17 protein-coding genes are annotated in these 15,545 nt (G+C 68.6%); 7 read left to right on the top strand and 10 right to left on the bottom strand.

What is annotated here, in order from left to right:
- A partial coding sequence (locus AC1D2E_RS05790) for an AMP-binding protein (protein ID WP_478196517.1) occupies positions 1-477 on the bottom strand: 477 nt, incomplete at its 3' end.
- A 75-nt stretch (positions 478-552) separates the two neighbouring features.
- On the opposite strand from AC1D2E_RS05790, the gene AC1D2E_RS05785 reads away from it, so the two are divergent.
- The 3 genes from AC1D2E_RS05785 (at position 553) to rocF (ending at position 3,619) form a co-directional block, all read left to right on the top strand.
- Entirely contained in the window at positions 553-1,287 is a 735-nt protein-coding gene (locus tag AC1D2E_RS05785) for a TetR/AcrR family transcriptional regulator (RefSeq protein WP_478175139.1), read from the top strand.
- Positions 1,284-2,531 carry a branched-chain amino acid ABC transporter substrate-binding protein gene (locus AC1D2E_RS05780; RefSeq protein ID WP_478196516.1) on the top strand — a complete coding sequence of 416 codons (1,248 nt, stop codon included), beginning with the start codon at positions 1,284-1,286 and terminating at the stop codon, positions 2,529-2,531. The genes AC1D2E_RS05785 and AC1D2E_RS05780 overlap by 4 nt, the downstream gene beginning before the upstream one ends.
- Before the next feature lie 176 nt (positions 2,532-2,707).
- The gene (gene rocF / locus AC1D2E_RS05775) at positions 2,708-3,619 is read left to right on the top strand and encodes an arginase (protein WP_478196515.1); all 912 of its coding nucleotides are present in this window, start codon (positions 2,708-2,710) and stop codon (positions 3,617-3,619) included.
- A 24-nt stretch (positions 3,620-3,643) separates the two neighbouring features.
- Here the strand turns inward: rocF and AC1D2E_RS05770 are convergent, their stop codons facing one another.
- From AC1D2E_RS05770 to AC1D2E_RS05755, 4 genes are all read right to left on the bottom strand, one after another.
- Positions 3,644-4,288 carry a DUF2242 domain-containing protein gene (locus AC1D2E_RS05770; RefSeq protein ID WP_478196514.1) on the bottom strand — a complete coding sequence of 215 codons (645 nt, stop codon included), beginning with the start codon at positions 4,286-4,288 and terminating at the stop codon, positions 3,644-3,646.
- A gap of 92 nt (positions 4,289-4,380) precedes the next feature.
- Positions 4,381-5,007, bottom strand: a complete 627-nt coding sequence (locus AC1D2E_RS05765; protein WP_478175143.1) for a nucleoside/nucleotide kinase family protein — start codon at positions 5,005-5,007, stop codon at positions 4,381-4,383.
- A 175-nt stretch (positions 5,008-5,182) separates the two neighbouring features.
- Positions 5,183-6,454, bottom strand: a complete 1,272-nt coding sequence (locus AC1D2E_RS05760; RefSeq protein ID WP_478196513.1) for a Glu/Leu/Phe/Val family dehydrogenase — start codon at positions 6,452-6,454, stop codon at positions 5,183-5,185.
- 83 nt (positions 6,455-6,537) lie between these two features.
- Positions 6,538-9,489: an L-glutamate gamma-semialdehyde dehydrogenase gene (locus tag AC1D2E_RS05755; protein ID WP_478196512.1), complete on the bottom strand. Its 2,952-nt coding sequence runs from the start codon at positions 9,487-9,489 to the stop codon at positions 6,538-6,540.
- 93 nt (positions 9,490-9,582) lie between these two features.
- Here AC1D2E_RS05755 and AC1D2E_RS05750 point away from each other — a divergent pair, with 93 nt between their 5' ends.
- Positions 9,583-10,065: an Lrp/AsnC ligand binding domain-containing protein gene (locus AC1D2E_RS05750; RefSeq protein WP_478175146.1), complete on the top strand. Its 483-nt coding sequence runs from the start codon at positions 9,583-9,585 to the stop codon at positions 10,063-10,065.
- On the opposite strand, the gene AC1D2E_RS05745 is transcribed toward AC1D2E_RS05750, so the two are convergent.
- On the bottom strand, positions 10,062-10,991 hold the full coding sequence (locus AC1D2E_RS05745) for a LysR family transcriptional regulator (protein WP_478196511.1): 930 nt from the start codon (positions 10,989-10,991) through the stop codon (positions 10,062-10,064). The genes AC1D2E_RS05750 and AC1D2E_RS05745 overlap by 4 nt on opposite strands.
- Before the next feature lie 159 nt (positions 10,992-11,150).
- On the opposite strand from AC1D2E_RS05745, the gene AC1D2E_RS05740 reads away from it, so the two are divergent.
- Both AC1D2E_RS05740 and AC1D2E_RS05735 read left to right on the top strand, forming a co-directional pair.
- The gene (locus AC1D2E_RS05740; RefSeq protein WP_478196510.1) at positions 11,151-11,867 is read left to right on the top strand and encodes an SDR family NAD(P)-dependent oxidoreductase; all 717 of its coding nucleotides are present in this window, start codon (positions 11,151-11,153) and stop codon (positions 11,865-11,867) included.
- A 30-nt stretch (positions 11,868-11,897) separates the two neighbouring features.
- Positions 11,898-12,116, top strand: coding sequence for a 2-hydroxymuconate tautomerase family protein (locus AC1D2E_RS05735; RefSeq protein WP_478196509.1), 219 nt, complete (start codon positions 11,898-11,900; stop codon positions 12,114-12,116).
- A 219-nt stretch (positions 12,117-12,335) separates the two neighbouring features.
- Here the strand turns inward: AC1D2E_RS05735 and AC1D2E_RS05730 are convergent, their stop codons facing one another.
- The 4 genes from AC1D2E_RS05730 to AC1D2E_RS05715 form a co-directional block, all read right to left on the bottom strand.
- The gene (locus tag AC1D2E_RS05730; protein ID WP_478196508.1) at positions 12,336-12,752 is read right to left on the bottom strand and encodes a GFA family protein; all 417 of its coding nucleotides are present in this window, start codon (positions 12,750-12,752) and stop codon (positions 12,336-12,338) included.
- A 14-nt stretch (positions 12,753-12,766) separates the two neighbouring features.
- Positions 12,767-13,231 (bottom strand): SRPBCC family protein, encoded by a 465-nt coding sequence (locus AC1D2E_RS05725; protein WP_478196507.1) that lies wholly within the window; start codon positions 13,229-13,231, stop codon positions 12,767-12,769.
- A gap of 2 nt (positions 13,232-13,233) precedes the next feature.
- The gene (locus tag AC1D2E_RS05720) at positions 13,234-13,548 is read right to left on the bottom strand and encodes an ArsR/SmtB family transcription factor (RefSeq protein ID WP_478196506.1); all 315 of its coding nucleotides are present in this window, start codon (positions 13,546-13,548) and stop codon (positions 13,234-13,236) included.
- Between the two features lie 203 nt (positions 13,549-13,751).
- A complete protein-coding gene (locus tag AC1D2E_RS05715) occupies positions 13,752-14,438 on the bottom strand; it encodes a YggS family pyridoxal phosphate-dependent enzyme (RefSeq protein ID WP_478196505.1) in 687 nt (228 codons plus the stop codon).
- Between the two features lie 39 nt (positions 14,439-14,477).
- Between AC1D2E_RS05715 and AC1D2E_RS05710 the strand changes: the two genes are divergently transcribed.
- A complete protein-coding gene (locus AC1D2E_RS05710) occupies positions 14,478-15,521 on the top strand; it encodes a type IV pilus twitching motility protein PilT (protein WP_478196504.1) in 1,044 nt (347 codons plus the stop codon).
- The last annotated feature ends 24 nt before the right edge of the window (positions 15,522-15,545 follow it).

Raw genomic sequence — 15,545 nt, 5'->3', positions numbered from 1 at the left:
CAGTTCGGCCGGCAGGTCGAGCGCGGGCGCCGCCGGCAGCAGGTCGGCGTAGTGCACCACGAACACGTGCGCGAGCGCGCTCTGCGCGCGCACCTTGTCGACCACCGGCAGCAGCGACGAGGCGGCGACGATCACGCGCGCCTGCAGGTCGTTGAGCTGGTAGGCCAGCTCGTGCTCCTTGTTGAGCGGCCCGCTCGGGCAGACGATGGCGCCGATCTTCTGGATGCCGAAGTGCGCGACCAGGTACTGCGGGCAGTTGTTGAGGAACAGCACCACGGGCTCGCCCTTCTTCACGCCGACGGCCTGCAGCCGGGCCGCGAAGGCGTCGCTGGCCGCGTCGAGTTCGGCATAGCTCATCGCGTGGCCGTACCAGAGGCAGGCCGGGTGCCCGCCGCGCTCGCGCGCATGGGTGCGAAGGTACTCGTGCAGCGGCTGCTGCGGACGATCGGGAAGTTCGCGAAGGGCGCTTGTCTCCATGGCGTCAGTCTCTCAGGGTTATCGATAGAACTCGGGCGCTTGCCAAGCGCAGCATGGTGCACCAAGATCCTACCCATGGGTATAACTTCGGCGACACCGCACAAACCCTCTGGGCGCGAGGATGCGCCCTCCCCGCGCAGCGACCTTCCGCAGGGCAGCGGCCGGCAGCGCGCCGCCACGGCCGGCACCGACGTCCAGCGAGAGCGCATCCTGCAGGCGGCGGCGCAGCTGTTCGCCGCGCAAGGCTACGCCAACACCACGATGGCGCAGATCGTGCGCGCGCTCGACGTCACGAAGCCCTTCGTCTACTACTACTTCCGCGACAAGCAGGAGATCTTCGAGACGCTGTCGTGGCGGCCCGCGGTCGACTGCTTCACCGCCATGGACTTCGCCGCCGGCGACGATCGCCGCGCGGTCGACAAGGTCAAGGACGGCATCGAGCGGCTCATTCGCGCGACGGTGGCGCACCACCCCTGCGCCTTCTTCGCCTACAAGGAGCCGCAGGTCTATCGGCCCGAGTACATCGCGGCGCAGAAGAAACTGGCCCATCACTTCTACGACCAGCTCTTTCCGCTGCTCGAGCAGGCCCGCAGCGACGGCGACCTCGACTTCGGCGAAACCAAGATCACCGCCTTCGCGGCGCTGAGCCTGCCGGGCTTCCTCTACAGCTGGTACCGGCCCGACGGCCGGCTCACGCCCGACGAGGTGGTGGCCGAGCTCAGCAAGCTGGCCTGGCGGGTGCTCGGGCTGCGCGAGCGCACGGCCTGCGCCGCGCCACTCTTCTTTCCCCAAGAACCGGAGACTCCATGACCTTCCCCTGCCCGCTTGCGCCCCTCGCGGCCGCCGCCCTGCTCGCCGCCGGCGCCGCCCATGCCCAGCAGACCTACAAGATCGCCTACATCGATCCCCTGTCCGGCCCCTTCGCCAACGTCGGCGAGCTGATGCTCACGCACACGCAATATGCGATCGAGGACATCAACGCCAAGGGCGGCGTGCTCGGCGGCACCCAGCTGCAGCTGCTGCAGTTCGACAGCAAGCTGTCGGCCCAGGAGAGCCAGAGCGCGCTGCAGGCGGCCATCGACCAGGGTGCGCGCGCCATCGTCACCGGCGGCTCGGGCTCCTCGGTGGTCAGCGCACTGGTGCAGGCGGTCAACCGCTGGAACCAGCGCAATCCGGGCAAGGAGCTGCTGGTGCTGAACCATTCGTCGATCGACCCCGACCTGACCGGCAAGTCCTGCAGCTTCTGGCACTTCCAGACCGACGCGAACACGGCGATGAAGATGAAGGCGATCGCCAACACGATCAAGAAGACGCCCGAGGTCAAGAAGGTCTACCTGCTGAACCAGGACTACGCGCACGGCAAGCAATGGGCCAGCTACGGCCGCCAGCTGGTCGGCCTCGCGCGGCCCGACATCCAGTTCGTCGGCGAGACGCTGCACCCGATCGGCAAGGTGAAGGACTTCGCGCCCTACCTCGCCAACATCAAGCAGTCGGGCGCCGATTCGGTGATCACCGGCAACTGGGGCCAGGACATGACGCTGCTGCTCAAGGCCGCAGGCGATGCCGGCTACGACCTGCACTACTACAACCACAGCGCCGGCTCGGTGCCGGGCACGGTGCTGGCGGTGTCGCAGGCCCGGCTGGGCCGGCTGACCTGGGTCGCTGAATGGCATCCCGGCCAGGCCGATTCGCCCAAGGTCGATGCGCTCGCCAGAAGCTACAAGGCCAAGACCGGCAAGGACTTCCTGGCGCCCCGCATCGAGATGACGCCGCGCCTGCTGGCCGCCGCGATCAACAAGGCCGGCAGCACCGACACCACCAGGGTGGCGCTGGCCATGGAAGACCTGAGCTTCGACTCGGTGGTCGGCCCGGTGCGCATGCGCGCCGAAGACCACCAGCTGCTGCTGCCGCAGGTGGTCAACACGATCGCGCCGGTCGACGGCAAGGCGGTCAAGGTCGGCTGGGAAGGCACCCAGTACGGTTTCCGCACCGATGCGATCTACACCGGCAACGAGCTGGCGCAAGGAACGGACTGCAAGATGCCCCGCCCCTAGAGGTCGCTCGCCCCCAGGTTGGGCTCACTTCGTGTCGCCCGCCCACCCCCTGCCGGGGGCAACACCAGCGGCCCGGCAAAGCCGGTTCCGCGGTGTTCCTGGAATTCGTTCGGATTGCTCTTTGCCATGGGCGTGCGCTACCGTAGCGGCTGATCCGTGCAACAGGAGACCCGCGCATGACCCGCACCCTTCGACTGATCGGCGCACCGACCGACATCGGCGCCAGCACCCGCGGCGCCGGCATGGGGCCCGACGCGCTGCGGGTGGCCGGGATCGCCAACACGCTGGCCGGTCTCGGCTTCGAGGTGATCGACGGCGGCAACCTGGCCGGTCCGGGCACGCCGTGGGAGGCGCCGGCCGAGGGGCTGCACCACCTCCCCGAGGTGATCGCATGGAACCGCCTGGTCTACGACGCGGTCGACCAGGCGCTGGAAGCCAGGCAACTCCCCGTGCTGCTGGGCGGCGACCACTGCATCGCGGTCGGCTCCATCAGCGCGATCGCCCGGCACGTGCGCCAGCGGCGGCAGAAACTGCGCGTGCTGTGGCTCGACGCCCATACCGACGTCAACACCGAGACCACCAGCCCGAGCGGCAACCTGCACGGCATGCCGGTGTCCTGCCTGCTCGGCCACGGGCCGGCGGCGCTCACCGGCTGGAGCGGCGAGCCGGCGGCGCTGGCGCACGACGCGATCCGCTTCCTGGGCATCCGCAGCGTCGATGCCGAGGAGAAATCGGCGATCCGGGCGCTCGGCCTCGGTGTCTTCGACATGCGCCACATCGACGAGCACGGCATGCGCACCACGATGACCGAGGCGCTGCAGGACGTCGATGACGACACCCACCTGCACGTGAGCTTCGACCTCGACTGCCTCGATCCGGACTACGCCCCGGGCGTCGGCACCGGCGTGCGCGGCGGCCCGACCTGGCGCGAGATGCAACTCTGCATGGAAATGGTCGCCGACACCGGACGGCTCGGTTCGCTCGACGTGGTGGAGCTGAATCCGGCGCTGGACGTGCGCAACCGGACGGCCGAGATCGCGGTCGAGCTGATCGAAAGCCTGTTCGGCAAGTCGACCCTGGCGCGTTGACGCGGCCTGCCCGCCTGGAGCCCCTCAGCCGCGCGACGGCGACGGCGGCACCGGCGAAAGCGGCGCCTCGATCAGCGGCGGCGGCGTCGACACCGGCGAGGCCTCGACCGGCTTGCCCTCCGCCGCGGCCGGCAGGAAGCGGTCGATCAGCGAGAAGAAGCGGTCGTAGAAGCGCTCGTCGGTCAGTGTCTCGCTCGCCACCTTGACCAGCGCGTCGTCGCTCGAACTGAAAGGCAGCGACAGCGAGCCGAGCGCGCCGACGCCGACGGTGGCCGAGTTGTTGACCTTCTTGATGCCGTAGCGGTCCTGCAGCGCACTGGCGAAGGCGATGGTGCTGCGCCCCCCGCTCCGGCCATTGCTCTCGCGCGCGCAGACGACCCGGAACTCCACCTCCACGTGCACCTCGGCGGCCGGCTGGAAGCTCTTGCGGCCGGTCACCTGGTCGGCATTGGCCGTGGTCACCATGTAGCCCTGGCTCAGCAGCGCGCGCCGGGCCGCCTCGCAGGTCTGGGCCTCGTTGGCGGCGTAGCTGCGCGTGTGGGTGGTCGTGGAATCGAACCCTTCCGGCTCGTAGGACACGCGGTGCGGCGTGCTCAGGCTGCAGCCGGCGACCAGGGACGAAAGCAGCAGCAGCGCGGTGGCGGCGGCGCGGCAGGACGTAAAGCGCATGGCAGGCATGGGTTGGGCGGAGTGCTGAATGCTAGCAAGCCGCGGGAGCGCGGCCCAGCCTTGGACAGGCCGGGCGCTCCAGCGTTCCCCGCTCAGGCGTCGAAGCGAATGACGTGCTGCGCCCGCAGCCGCGTGGCGGCGATGCGCTGCGCGTTGGGCTCGTCGGTCTGCGCCACCCAGGCCAGCGCCGCCTCGCGGCTGCGGCCGAACTGCTGGTGCCGCAGCAGCAGGCGCTCCCGGCGCAGCGCATCGTCGACGTCCACGTACCAGATCTCGTCGAGCAGCGGCGCCACCCGGGCCCAGGGGCCCTCCTCCAACAGCAGGTAATTGCCCTCGGTGATGACCAGGCGGGTGTCCGGCCGCACCGCGATCGCCCCGGCGACCGGCTCCTCGATCTCGCGGCGGAACTCGGGCGCATAGACGGTCTCGCCGGCCGGCTGGGCCCGCAGGCGCTGCAGCAAGGCCACGTAGCCGGCGCTGTCGAAGGTGTCGGGCGCGCCCTTGCGGCCGGCCCGGCCCAGCCGCTGCAGCTCCGCATTGGCCAGGTGGAAGCCGTCCATCGGCACGACCTGGGCGCGGCCCGGCAGGGCCTCGAGCAGCGCCCGCGCCAGGGTCGACTTGCCCGAGCCCGGCGCGCCGACCAGCCCGAGCAGGCGGCGCCCGCCGCCGGCCAGCAAGGCCTCGATGCGCGCCAGCTCGGCGGCAGGCAACGCGGGCATCAAGGAACCTCCGCGCTGCGCGCTGCGGTGTACGCCTTGGGAGCGGCCCGGCGGCTCACTGGAGGACCTTCGCGCAGCAGCGCTTCGGTATTCGCCTTCGGAGCGGCCGTGCGGCTCACTGGAGTACCTTCGCGCAGCAGCGCTTCGGTATTCGCCTTCGGAGCGGCCGTGCGGCTCATGGGTACAGGCCGCGCTCCTCGCGCGCCATCAGGATGCGCTCGCAGGCCACCGCATAGGTGGCGGTGCGCAGCGTGATCTTGTGCTTGTCGGCGGTGTCCCAGATGTGGTTGAGCGCGTTCATCATGATGCGGTCGAGCCGCACGTTGATCTCGTCCTCGTCCCAGAAGAAGGAGGAGAAGTCCTGCACCCACTCGAAGTAGCTGACCGTGACGCCGCCGGCGTTGCAGATCACGTCGGGCACCACCAGCACGCCGCGCTCGGCCAGGACGTCGTCGGCCGTCGGCACGGTCGGGCCGTTGGCGCCTTCGAGCACCAGCTTGGCCTTGGTCTTCTCGGCCCGCTCGGCCGTGATCTGGCCTTCGAGCGCGGCCGGGATCAAGATGTCGCAGGCGACGTCCCAGAAGGCCTCGTTGTCGACCACCTCGCCGCCCTTGAAGCCGACCACGCCGTCGGTGCGCGAGATCGGCACCAGCTTCGCGAGGTCGAGCCCCTGCTCGTTGACGATGGTGCCGGTGTGGTCCTGCACCGCGACGATCTTCGCGCCGGCCTCGGCGAACAGCTCGGCTGCCACCGAGCCCACGTTGCCGAAGCCCTGCACCGCGATGCGGGCGCCGCGCAGGTCGAGCCCGAGGCGGCGCGCCGCCTCGCGGCCGGTCACGAAGACGCCGCGGCCGGTGGCCTTGACCCGGCCCAGCGAGCCGCCCAGGTGCAGCGGCTTGCCGGTGACGACGCCGGTGGCGGTGCCGCCGACGTTCATCGAGTAGGTGTCCATCATCCAGGCCATGATCTGGGCATTGGTGTTGACGTCCGGCGCCGGGATGTCGGTGTGCGGGCCGATGATGATGCCGATCTCGCTGGTATAGCGGCGCGTGACCTTTTCCAGCTCCTTCAGCGACAGCTTCTTCGGGTCGACCCGGATGCCGCCCTTGGCGCCGCCGTACGGCAGGTTGACCGCGGCGGTCTTGACCGTCATCCAGGCCGACAGCGCCATCACTTCCTCGAGCGTGACGTCGGGGTGGAAGCGCACGCCGCCCTTGCCCGGGCCGCGCGACAGGCTGTGCTGCACCCGGTAGCCCTCGAAATGGGCGATCGAACCGTCATCCATCTCGATCGGCACGTCGACGATCAGCGCGCGCTTCGGGCGCTTGAGGGTCTCGACCCAGCGGGCCAGGCCGCCGAGGTAGGGGACGACGCGATCGACCTGCGACAGGTAGGTGCCCCAGGGGCTGTTGGCGGTCGGATGGACGTAGGAGAGTTCGGAGCTCATGGGATCCTTGGTGTTGAACGGACAGGCGCCACGATAGTCGCGCGGCGCCCGCCGCGCCATGCCTATGCACGTTGCTTTGGCGGTTATGCGATGGCGGCAAGCAAGGCCGCATTTCCGCCCGCGGCGGTGGTGTTGATGGTGAGCGTTTGCTCCGCGCAGAAGCGAAGCAGATAGTGGGGGCCGCCGGCCTTCGGACCGGTCCCGCTGAGCCCCTCGCCACCGAAAGGCTGGACCCCGACCACGGCACCGATGATGTTGCGGTTGACGTAGACGTTGCCCACATGGGCCCGCGCCGCCAGCATCAGGGCCCGGCTGTCGATCCGGGTCTGGATGCCCAGCGTGAGCCCGAAGCCGAGCCGGTTGATGGCGTCGATCACGGCCTGCGGCTCGCCGGACCAGCGCACCACCTGCAGCACCGGGCCGAAGATCTCGGCGGTCACGCGGTCGACGCCGGGCACTTCGAAGGCGTGGGGCGGGATCAGGTTCTCGGCCACGGCAGTGGCGGTCGGTGCGACCAGCACCCTGGCCTCCGCATCCAGCCGCCGGAGGTGGCGCTGGATGTTCTCGAAGGCCTCGCGGTCGATCACCGGGCCGACGTCGGTCGCCAGCGCGGCAGGATCGCCGGCGCGGAGCTCCTTCGCCGCGCCGCGGATCATCTCGATCACCGGCTCGGCGATTTGCTCGTGCACCAGCAGCAGGCGCAGCGCCGAGCAGCGCTGGCCGGCCGAGCGGAAGGCGCTCTGCACCACGGCATCGACCACCTGCTCGGGCAGCGCGCTGGAGTCGACCAGCATCGCGTTGATGCCGCCGGTCTCGGCGATCAACGGCACGATCGGGCCGTCCTTGGCCGCCAGCGCACGGTGAATGATCTTCGCCACCTGGGTCGATCCGGTGAAGACGACGCCCGCCACGCCGGGCGCCGCCACCAGCGCGGCGCCGACGGTCTCGCCCGGGCCGTGCAGCAGCTGCAGCGCCCCGCCCGGCACGCCGGCGGCATGCAGCAGCCGTACCGCCTCCAACGCCACGGCCGGGGTCTGCTCGGCCGGCTTGGCCAGAACGGTGTTGCCGGTCGCCAGCGCGGCCGCCACCTGGCCGACGAAGATCGCCAGCGGGAAATTCCAGGGGCTGATGCAGACCCAGGGGCCGCGGCCGGTGAGGCGCAGCTCGTTGCTCTCGCCGGTCGGTCCGGGCAGCGCGACCGGCTGCATCAGCCGCTCGGCCTCGTCGGCGTAGTAGCGCAGGAAATCGACCGCCTCGCGCACCTCGGCCACCGCGTCGCCCCAGGTCTTGAAGGCCTCCTTGACCAGCAGGGCGCAGAAGCGCGGCAGCTCGGCCTGCAGCGCATCGGCCGCATGGCGCAGCGCGGCGGCGCGCTGCGCCACCGGCGTGCGGGTCCAGCCGCGGTAGGCGGCGACCGAGGTCGAGAGGGCCTCCTCGGCCCGCTGCGCATCGAATTCAGGCACCACCGGCACCACGGCATCGGCGTAGGCGGCCAACAGCGGGGCACGCATCGATTCCACCGCAAGGTCGACGCCGCTGCTGTTGCGCCGCGCGGGCGCCGGGCCGTAGAGTTCGGGCGGCAGCGGCAGCGAGGCCTGGCGGTCGAGCCACAGCGGAGAGACCAGCAGCGCGTCCATGCCGACCGACTCGTCGCCGAGCTGGTTCACGAACGAGGAATTGGCGCCGTTCTCGAGCAGCCGGCGAACCAGGTAGGCCAGCAGGTCCTTGTGGCGGCCGACCGGGGCGTAGACGCGCACCGGCACGGTGGTGCTCTTCATCACCTCGCGGTAGATCCCCTCGCCCATTCCGTGCAGCCGCTGCAACTCGAACGGTGTATCGCCCGCCATCCGCAGGATCGCCGCGATGGTGCCCGCGTTGTGCGTCGCGAACTGCGGATAGATCGCGTCGGGCGCCGCCAGCAGCGCCCGCGCGCAGGCAAGGTAGCTCAGGTCGGTGTGGTGCTTGTGCGTGAAGACCGGGTAGTGCGGCAGCCCGAGTTCCTGGGCGCGCTTGATCTCGGCGTCCCAGTAGGCGCCCTTGACCAGCCGGCACATCAGCCGCAGCTTGTGCTTGCGGGCGATTCCGGCCACGTGCTCGATGAGTTCCAGCGCACGCGTCTGGTAGGCCTGCATCGCCAGGCCGAAGCCGCGCCACTGCGGCTTTTCGGCCGCCACCTTCCCGGCCAGCGCCTCGAACACGTCGAGCGAGAGTTCGAGCCGGTCGACCTCCTCGGCGTCGATCGTGAGATTGAGCTTGGCGTCGGCCGCCAGCACGCACAGCTGCCAGACGCGCGGCACCAGCTCGCGCATCACGCGCTCGTGCTGGGCGTCCTCATAGCGCGGATGCAGCGCGCTGAGCTTGATCGAGATGCCGTCGTTCTGCTCCGGGGTGCCGTCGGGGTCGGCGCCGGCGGCAATCGAGTGGATCGCGTTGACGTAGCTTTCGAGGTAGCGCAGCGCATCGGCGTCGGTGCGCGCGCCCTCGCCCAGCATGTCGTAGCTGAAGCGCAGCGCGGCCTGCCTCCTGTGCGCCGAACGGGCCTCGGCCATGCCCTCCTCGATGGTCTGGCCGAGCACGAACTGGCGCCCCAGCAGCTGCACCGCGCGCAGGGTCGCGGCGACCACGGTGCGGGCGCCCAGCCTGGCCATCAGGCCCGGTTCGGCCTCCGCGCCGGGCAGGAACTTCTTCGACAACGCGATCGCCGAGGACGACAGCCGCGCCAGGGTCGAATCAGCGCTGCTCTCGAAGTTGGCGCGTCCCAGCTGGTCGGCGGTCAGCGCAATGGCGGTTTCGGCGTCGGGCACGCGCAGCAGCGCCTCGGCCAGCCGCATCAGCGCCAGGCCCTCGGCGCTCGAGATCGGGTACTCGCGCAACAGGCTCTCCATGGCCCAGAACGGCGGCGGGCTGTGGCGCACGGCGCGCACCCAGGGCGTGGCGAGGGGCACGATAGACGCCCAGTCGAGGGCGCCCTTCAGCGAGGCGAGGCGGTGCGCGACGATGTCGGCTTCGGGCCGGTAGGGGCTGGGCAGGCGCATGGCGAGAACTCCGGGTGGTCGATGGCAGCGATGCTCCGCTTTCCTGCGCCGAGTTATTCACCAAAGTTTGCGACCCAACCGGATAATTCGCTAGTGACCAACGAATCAGCCACCGATCTCGACCGCATTGATATGAAAATCCTGAAGGTTCTTCAGGAAGACGGCCGGATTTCGAATCTCAAGCTGGCCGAGGCCGTCGCGCTCTCGCCGACGGCCGTGCTGGCCCGGGTGCAGCGCCTGGCGCGCGACGGCTTCATCCTGGGCTACGAGGCCCGCCTCGACCCGCACAAGCTGGGCCGCGGCTTCACGGTCTTCGTCGAGGTGCTGCTCGACCGCACCACGCCCAATGTGTTCGACGAGTTCAAGGCCGCGGTGCAGGTGCGCGACGAGATCATGGAATGCCACATGGTGGCGGGCGGCTTCGACTACCTGCTCAAGACCCGCATGGCCGACATGGCGGCCTACCGCGACTTCGCCGGCACGGTGCTGTGGCAACTGCCCGGCGTGCGCGAGACGCGGACCTATGCGGTGATGGAAGAAGTGAAGAGCAGCGCGCGGATTCCGCTGCCCGGCTAGGGCTGCGCCTGCGTCCATGCCGAACGCTGGCCGAGCAGATAGTCGACGAACACGCGCACCCGCAACGGCACGAAACGCCGGTGCGGATACAACAGGCTGTGCGGCCGCGACCGGCCGCTGAAGTCCTTCAGCAATTCGACCAGCCGGCCCGTGCGCAAGTCCTCCTCGACCACGAAGCGATAGACCTGGAACACACCCGCGCCGCAGCGCGCCAGCGTGGCGCCGGCGACCACGTCGTCCGAGCATGCATAGCCGCCGGCGGTCTGCAGATCGAGGTCCTGCCCGTCCTGCCGGAACTGCCACGGGACGGTGCGTCCGCTGCTCGGCAGTTCGAACTGGATGCACTCATGGGCCCGCAGGTCATCGAGGGTCGATGGTTTTCCGTGGCGCTTCAGGTAGTCGGGCGAAGCGACGACGACCAGCGGCGTGTCCTCCAGATGCCGCGCCACCAGTGTCGAGTCGCCCGTCGCCCGGGCCCGTACGGCCAGGTCGTAGCCCTCTTCCGCGAAGTCGATGTTGCGGTTGCTGACGTTGACCTCGACCTTCACCTCCGGATAGCGCTCGCGGAATGCCGGCACGAGCGGCAGCAGGCGGTAGTGGCCATAGGTGGTCGGCGCGCTGATGCGCAGCAGGCCGGACGGCGCGAGCTGGTGGCCGCTGACCTCCCGTTCGGCTTCGACCAGCTGGTTCAGAGCCTGCCGGCACTGCTCGAAATACCCGCGCCCCGCCTCGGTCAGGCGCATCTGGCGCGTCGTCCGCGTGAAGAGCCGCACGCCGAGCCGCTGTTCCAGCCGCGAGACCGAACGGCTGACGGCCGCAGGCGTCACCGATGCGGTCGCCGCCGCGGCCGTGAAGCTGCCTTGCTCGGCGGCGAGGCAGAACAGTTCGATGCTGCCGAGCATCACGTCGTCGAACTGTCGGTTCATGGGGTGTCGGTCCGTTGATTCGCTGGATTCATTACATCATGTACTCATAGATGTTCTCTTTCCCTACTTTAAGCCAACAAAGAACATCAATAAAGTCGATGCAACAGATCCAGCAGCTCGCCGAGGTCTGTCAACCCTCCACTTCAAAGGACTGTTCTCATGACCTCCAACGTTTCCAAGGTCGCCGTCATCACAGGCGCCTCCAGCGGCATCGGTGCAGCGCTCGTCAAGGCCTATCGCAAGGCCGGCTTCCGGGTCGTCGCCAACTCGCGCTCGATTGGCGCCAGCCCCGATCCGGACATCCTGGCGATCGCCGGCGACGCCGCGGAGCGCGCGACGGCCGACCGGATCTTCAGCGAGGGTGTGGATCGCTTCGGCCGCATCGACACGCTGGTCAACAACGCCGGCATCTTCACGGCCAAGCCGTTCACCCAGTTCACCAGCGAAGACTGGGCGGCGAACATCGGCACCAACCTGGCCAGCTTCTTCCACATCAGTCAATTGGCCCTGAAGCGGATGGAAGCGCAGGGCTCGGGACACATCGTCCAGATCACGACGAGTCTCGCCGAGCAGCCGATCAACGGCGTACCGTCGGTTCTCGCGTCGATGACCAAAGGCGGCCTGAACGCCGCCACCAAGTCGCTGGCCATCGAGTACGCGCCGCGCGGCATTCGCGTGAATGCGGTCTCGCCCGGCATCATCAAGACGCCGATGCATCCGGCGGAGACCCACGCCACGCTCGACGGCCTGCATCCGCTGGGCCGCATGGGCGAAATCGGAGAGATCGTCGACGCGGTGCTGTTCCTCGAGAAGGCTGCGTTCGTGACGGGCGAGATCCTTCATGTCGACGGCGGCCAGGCCGCAGGCCACTGGTGAGATTCGCCCAGCAACGACTGGTGACATCACATGCCCTACATCAAGATTGAAATCACGCGCGAAGGCGTGACGCAGGAACAGAAGCAGCAGCTGATCGCCGGCGCCACGGAGCTGATGGTGCGCGTGCTGGACAAGGACCCGGCCACCACCTTCGTGGTGATCGACGAGGTGGATCTCGACAACTGGGGCGTGGGCGGACGCCCAGTCGCCGAGCTGCGCCGCGAACAGGCCGCGGCCCGACACACCTGAGGGGCTGGTTCGAAGCGAGAAGCCGGCGGGGCCGCTCGCGCCGCCGTCCTAGCTAGCGCAGTTCGTCGAACTCGACCACGCCTTCCTTCATGACCAGCGGAATCCGCTCGCCCTGCCCCAGCAGGCAGTTGACGAACCTGATCGCCGTGCTGCCGTGGTCGGAAGCGCTGGAACCCGGGCGAATGGCCGGCCTGCGCCATGCGAAAGGCCCCGGGCCGCCTAGCCGGACGGCATCCGCTCGAATGCCTGCAACGAATGATCGATGGCGTCCCACGCCAACCCGCGGACGCTGTAGGTGAGGACCTGCGGCACGAAGCGGCCCGGGTCGTCCAGGCTGCCCGCATGGACCGCGATCAGGTCCGGCATCGCGGCAAAGCGCAGGAAGACCGGCGTTCCGCAGACCGGGCAGAAGACGTGGACCTTCACGTTGCCGCTGTCGCCCGCGACCTTCCAGTGCGTCGCCTCGCCGGTGATCGTCATCTCGGCGCGCGCCGGAAAGGTCAGGTAGGAGCCGTGCCCGGTGCCGCTGCGCCGCTGGCAGTCGCGGCACTGGCAGTGGTTCTGGAAGACGGGCGCGTGCTTCGTTGCGTAGCGGATCGCGCCGCACGCGCATCCGCCGGTGTAGGGCTGGGTCATGAACGGCTCCCGGTTCAGGCCGCCTTCGGCTTGGCGAAGACATCGATGCCCTGCCCCGTTTCCAGCAGGGACTTCAGGCTGGAAAGAACGATCGGCCAGCCCTGCTGGATGCCCTTGGCCATCCCGCTGCCGGCCTCGAGTTCGTCGTGGGTCACGGTCAGCCGCACCATTTCCTCGTACGCCGCGATGTCGAAGCTCACGCGGCTGTAGCTGGCCGGATCGGCGGCCTGCGAGGGGTTCGCCCACGTGATGACCAGGCGCGTCGGCGGCGCGACCTCGACCACCTTGCCGACCACGTTGACCGTGCGCTGCTCGTCGGCGCGCACGTGCTCCCAGCTCGATCCGGGCTTCCAGTCGGAGACGTTCTCGTGGCCCCAGTAGCGCCGCGCGATCTCCGGTTTCGTGATGGCCTCGAACACCTTTCCCGGCGTCGAGCGGATGTAGGTCACATAGACGAAGCTGGTCTTCTCTTTGCTCATCGTTACTCTCCTTCGAGTTCTTTCTTCAGGTCGTGCAGCAGGCCGAGCCGCTGGCGTTCGAATTTCCGCACCCACCGCTCGTAGACCTCGTGCAGCGGCACCGGGTTGATGAAATGCAGCTTCTCCCGGCCACGCCACACCGTGCTCACCAGATTGGCCGCCTCGAGGATCCCGATGTGCTGCGTGGCCGATTGCCGCGCCATGTCCAGGTGCTCGCAGAGCTCGCCCAGCGTCTGCCCGTTCTGCTCGTACAGCAGGTCGAGCAGCTTTCTGCGTGTCGGGTCGCCCAGCGCCTTGAAAACTTTGTCAGCGTCCATCTGTGGTGTTTGTGCGTGAGGGAATTATATGCAGGCAAACACCTGCATGTCAAGCAGCACATCGGCCTACGTGCCGCGCGATGGCTCGCTTGAAGCTACCGCGCTATCGCCACGCGCTACGCGCTACGACAAGACCGTCGCGGCCGTCCTGGGCGCTGTGCACTTGGCGGCATCTATGGTTTGGCTCCATTGATTGCAGGCCCCTAGCGCCGACCGAAGATCGCGGCGCCGATACGAACCATGGTGCTACCGGCGGCGACCGCGGCTTCGAGGTCCGCCGACATCCCCAGCGACAAGGTGTCGACCTCGATCCCCGCCGCCCGGACCTCCTCGAAAACGGCCGCCGCGCGCAGGAACAGCGCCCGCTGCGCCTCGAAATCCGGCGCCGGTTCCGGGATCGCCATCAGCCCGCGCAGCCGCAAACGTGGCAAGGCCGCCACGGCCCGCGCCAGCGCCAGGGCCTCCTCCGGCGACACGCCGGACTTGTTGGCACCGCCGTCGACATTGACCTGCAGGCAGACCTGCAGCGGCGGCAGGTGCGCCGGCCGCTGCCCGGCCAGGCGCTCGGCGATCTTCAGGCGGTCGATGCTGTGCACCCAATCGAAATGCTCGGCCACCACCCGTGTCTTGTTGCTCTGCAGAGGGCCGATGCAGTGCCATTCGAGCCGGTCTCGCAGATCGGCCAGCGCCTCGATCTTGGCCACGCCCTCCTGGACATAGTTCTCGCCGAAGGCAGTCTGGCCCGCGGCATGGGCGGCGCGCACCGCCTCGGCGTCGAAGGTCTTGGACACCGCGAGCAAGCGCACGCTCGCCGGATCGCGTCCAGCGGCCGTGCAGGCGATCACGATCCGGGTCCGAACTTGCTGGAGCTTGTCGCCAATCATCGTCATAATCTTCAAAGTCGTATCAAAACGTCACCGAGGAACTGCGTGGACATTACCCAACTGCTCGCCTTCAGCGTCAAGAACAAGGCGTCCGACCTGCACCTCTCGGCCGGGCTGCCGCCCATGATCCGTGTCCACGGCGACGTCCGCCGCATCAATGTCGACGCGCTGGACCACAAGGCCGTGCACGCCATGGTGTACGACATCATGAGCGACACGCACCGCAAGCATTACGAAGAATTCCTGGAAGTCGACTTCTCGTTCGAGATCGACGGCCTGGCGCGCTTCCGCGTCAACGCTTTCAACCAGTCGCGCGGCGCGGCGGCGGTGTTCCGGACCATTCCGTCGAAGATCCTCACGCTCGAGCAGCTCAACGCGCCGAAGATTTTCGGCGATCTGGCGCTCAAGCCGCGCGGCCTGGTGCTGGTCACCGGCCCCACCGGCTCGGGCAAGTCGACCACGCTGGCGGCGATGATCAACTTCCTGAACGAAACCGAATACGGCCACATCCTCACGGTGGAGGACCCGATCGAGTTCGTCCACGACTCCAAGAAGTGCCTGATCAACCAGCGCGAGGTCGGGCCGATGACGCTGTCCTTCGCCAATGCGCTGCGTTCCGCGCTGCGTGAAGACCCCGACGCGATTCTCGTGGGCGAAATGCGCGACCTCGAGACCATCCGCCTCGCGATGACCGCGGCCGAGACCGGCCACCTGGTGTTCGGCACGCTGCACACCTCGTCGGCGGCCAAGACCATCGACCGGATCATCGACGTCTTCCCGGGCGAGGAAAAGGAAATGATCCGCGCCATGCTGTCGGAGTCGCTGCAGGCGGTGATTTCGCAAACGCTGTGCAAGACCAAGGACGGCCAGGGCCGCGTGGCGGCGCACGAGATCATGCTGGGCACACCCGCCATCCGCAACCTGATCCGCGAGGGCAAGGTGGCGCAGATGTATTCGTCGATCCAGACCGGCAGCGGCCAGGGCATGCAGACGCTCGACCAGAACCTGACCGACCTGGTGCGGCGCAGTGTCATTTCCACCACGGAAGCGCGCGGAAAAGCCAAGATCCCCGAGAATTTCCCCGGCTGACCCCGCAGCCCTGCAGCAGCCGCA

It is taken from the genome of Variovorax sp. P1_H2 (assembly GCF_056405295.1).
The sequence above is the reverse complement of the archived record's forward strand: the minus strand, read 5'-3'. Positions and strand labels throughout refer to the sequence as shown.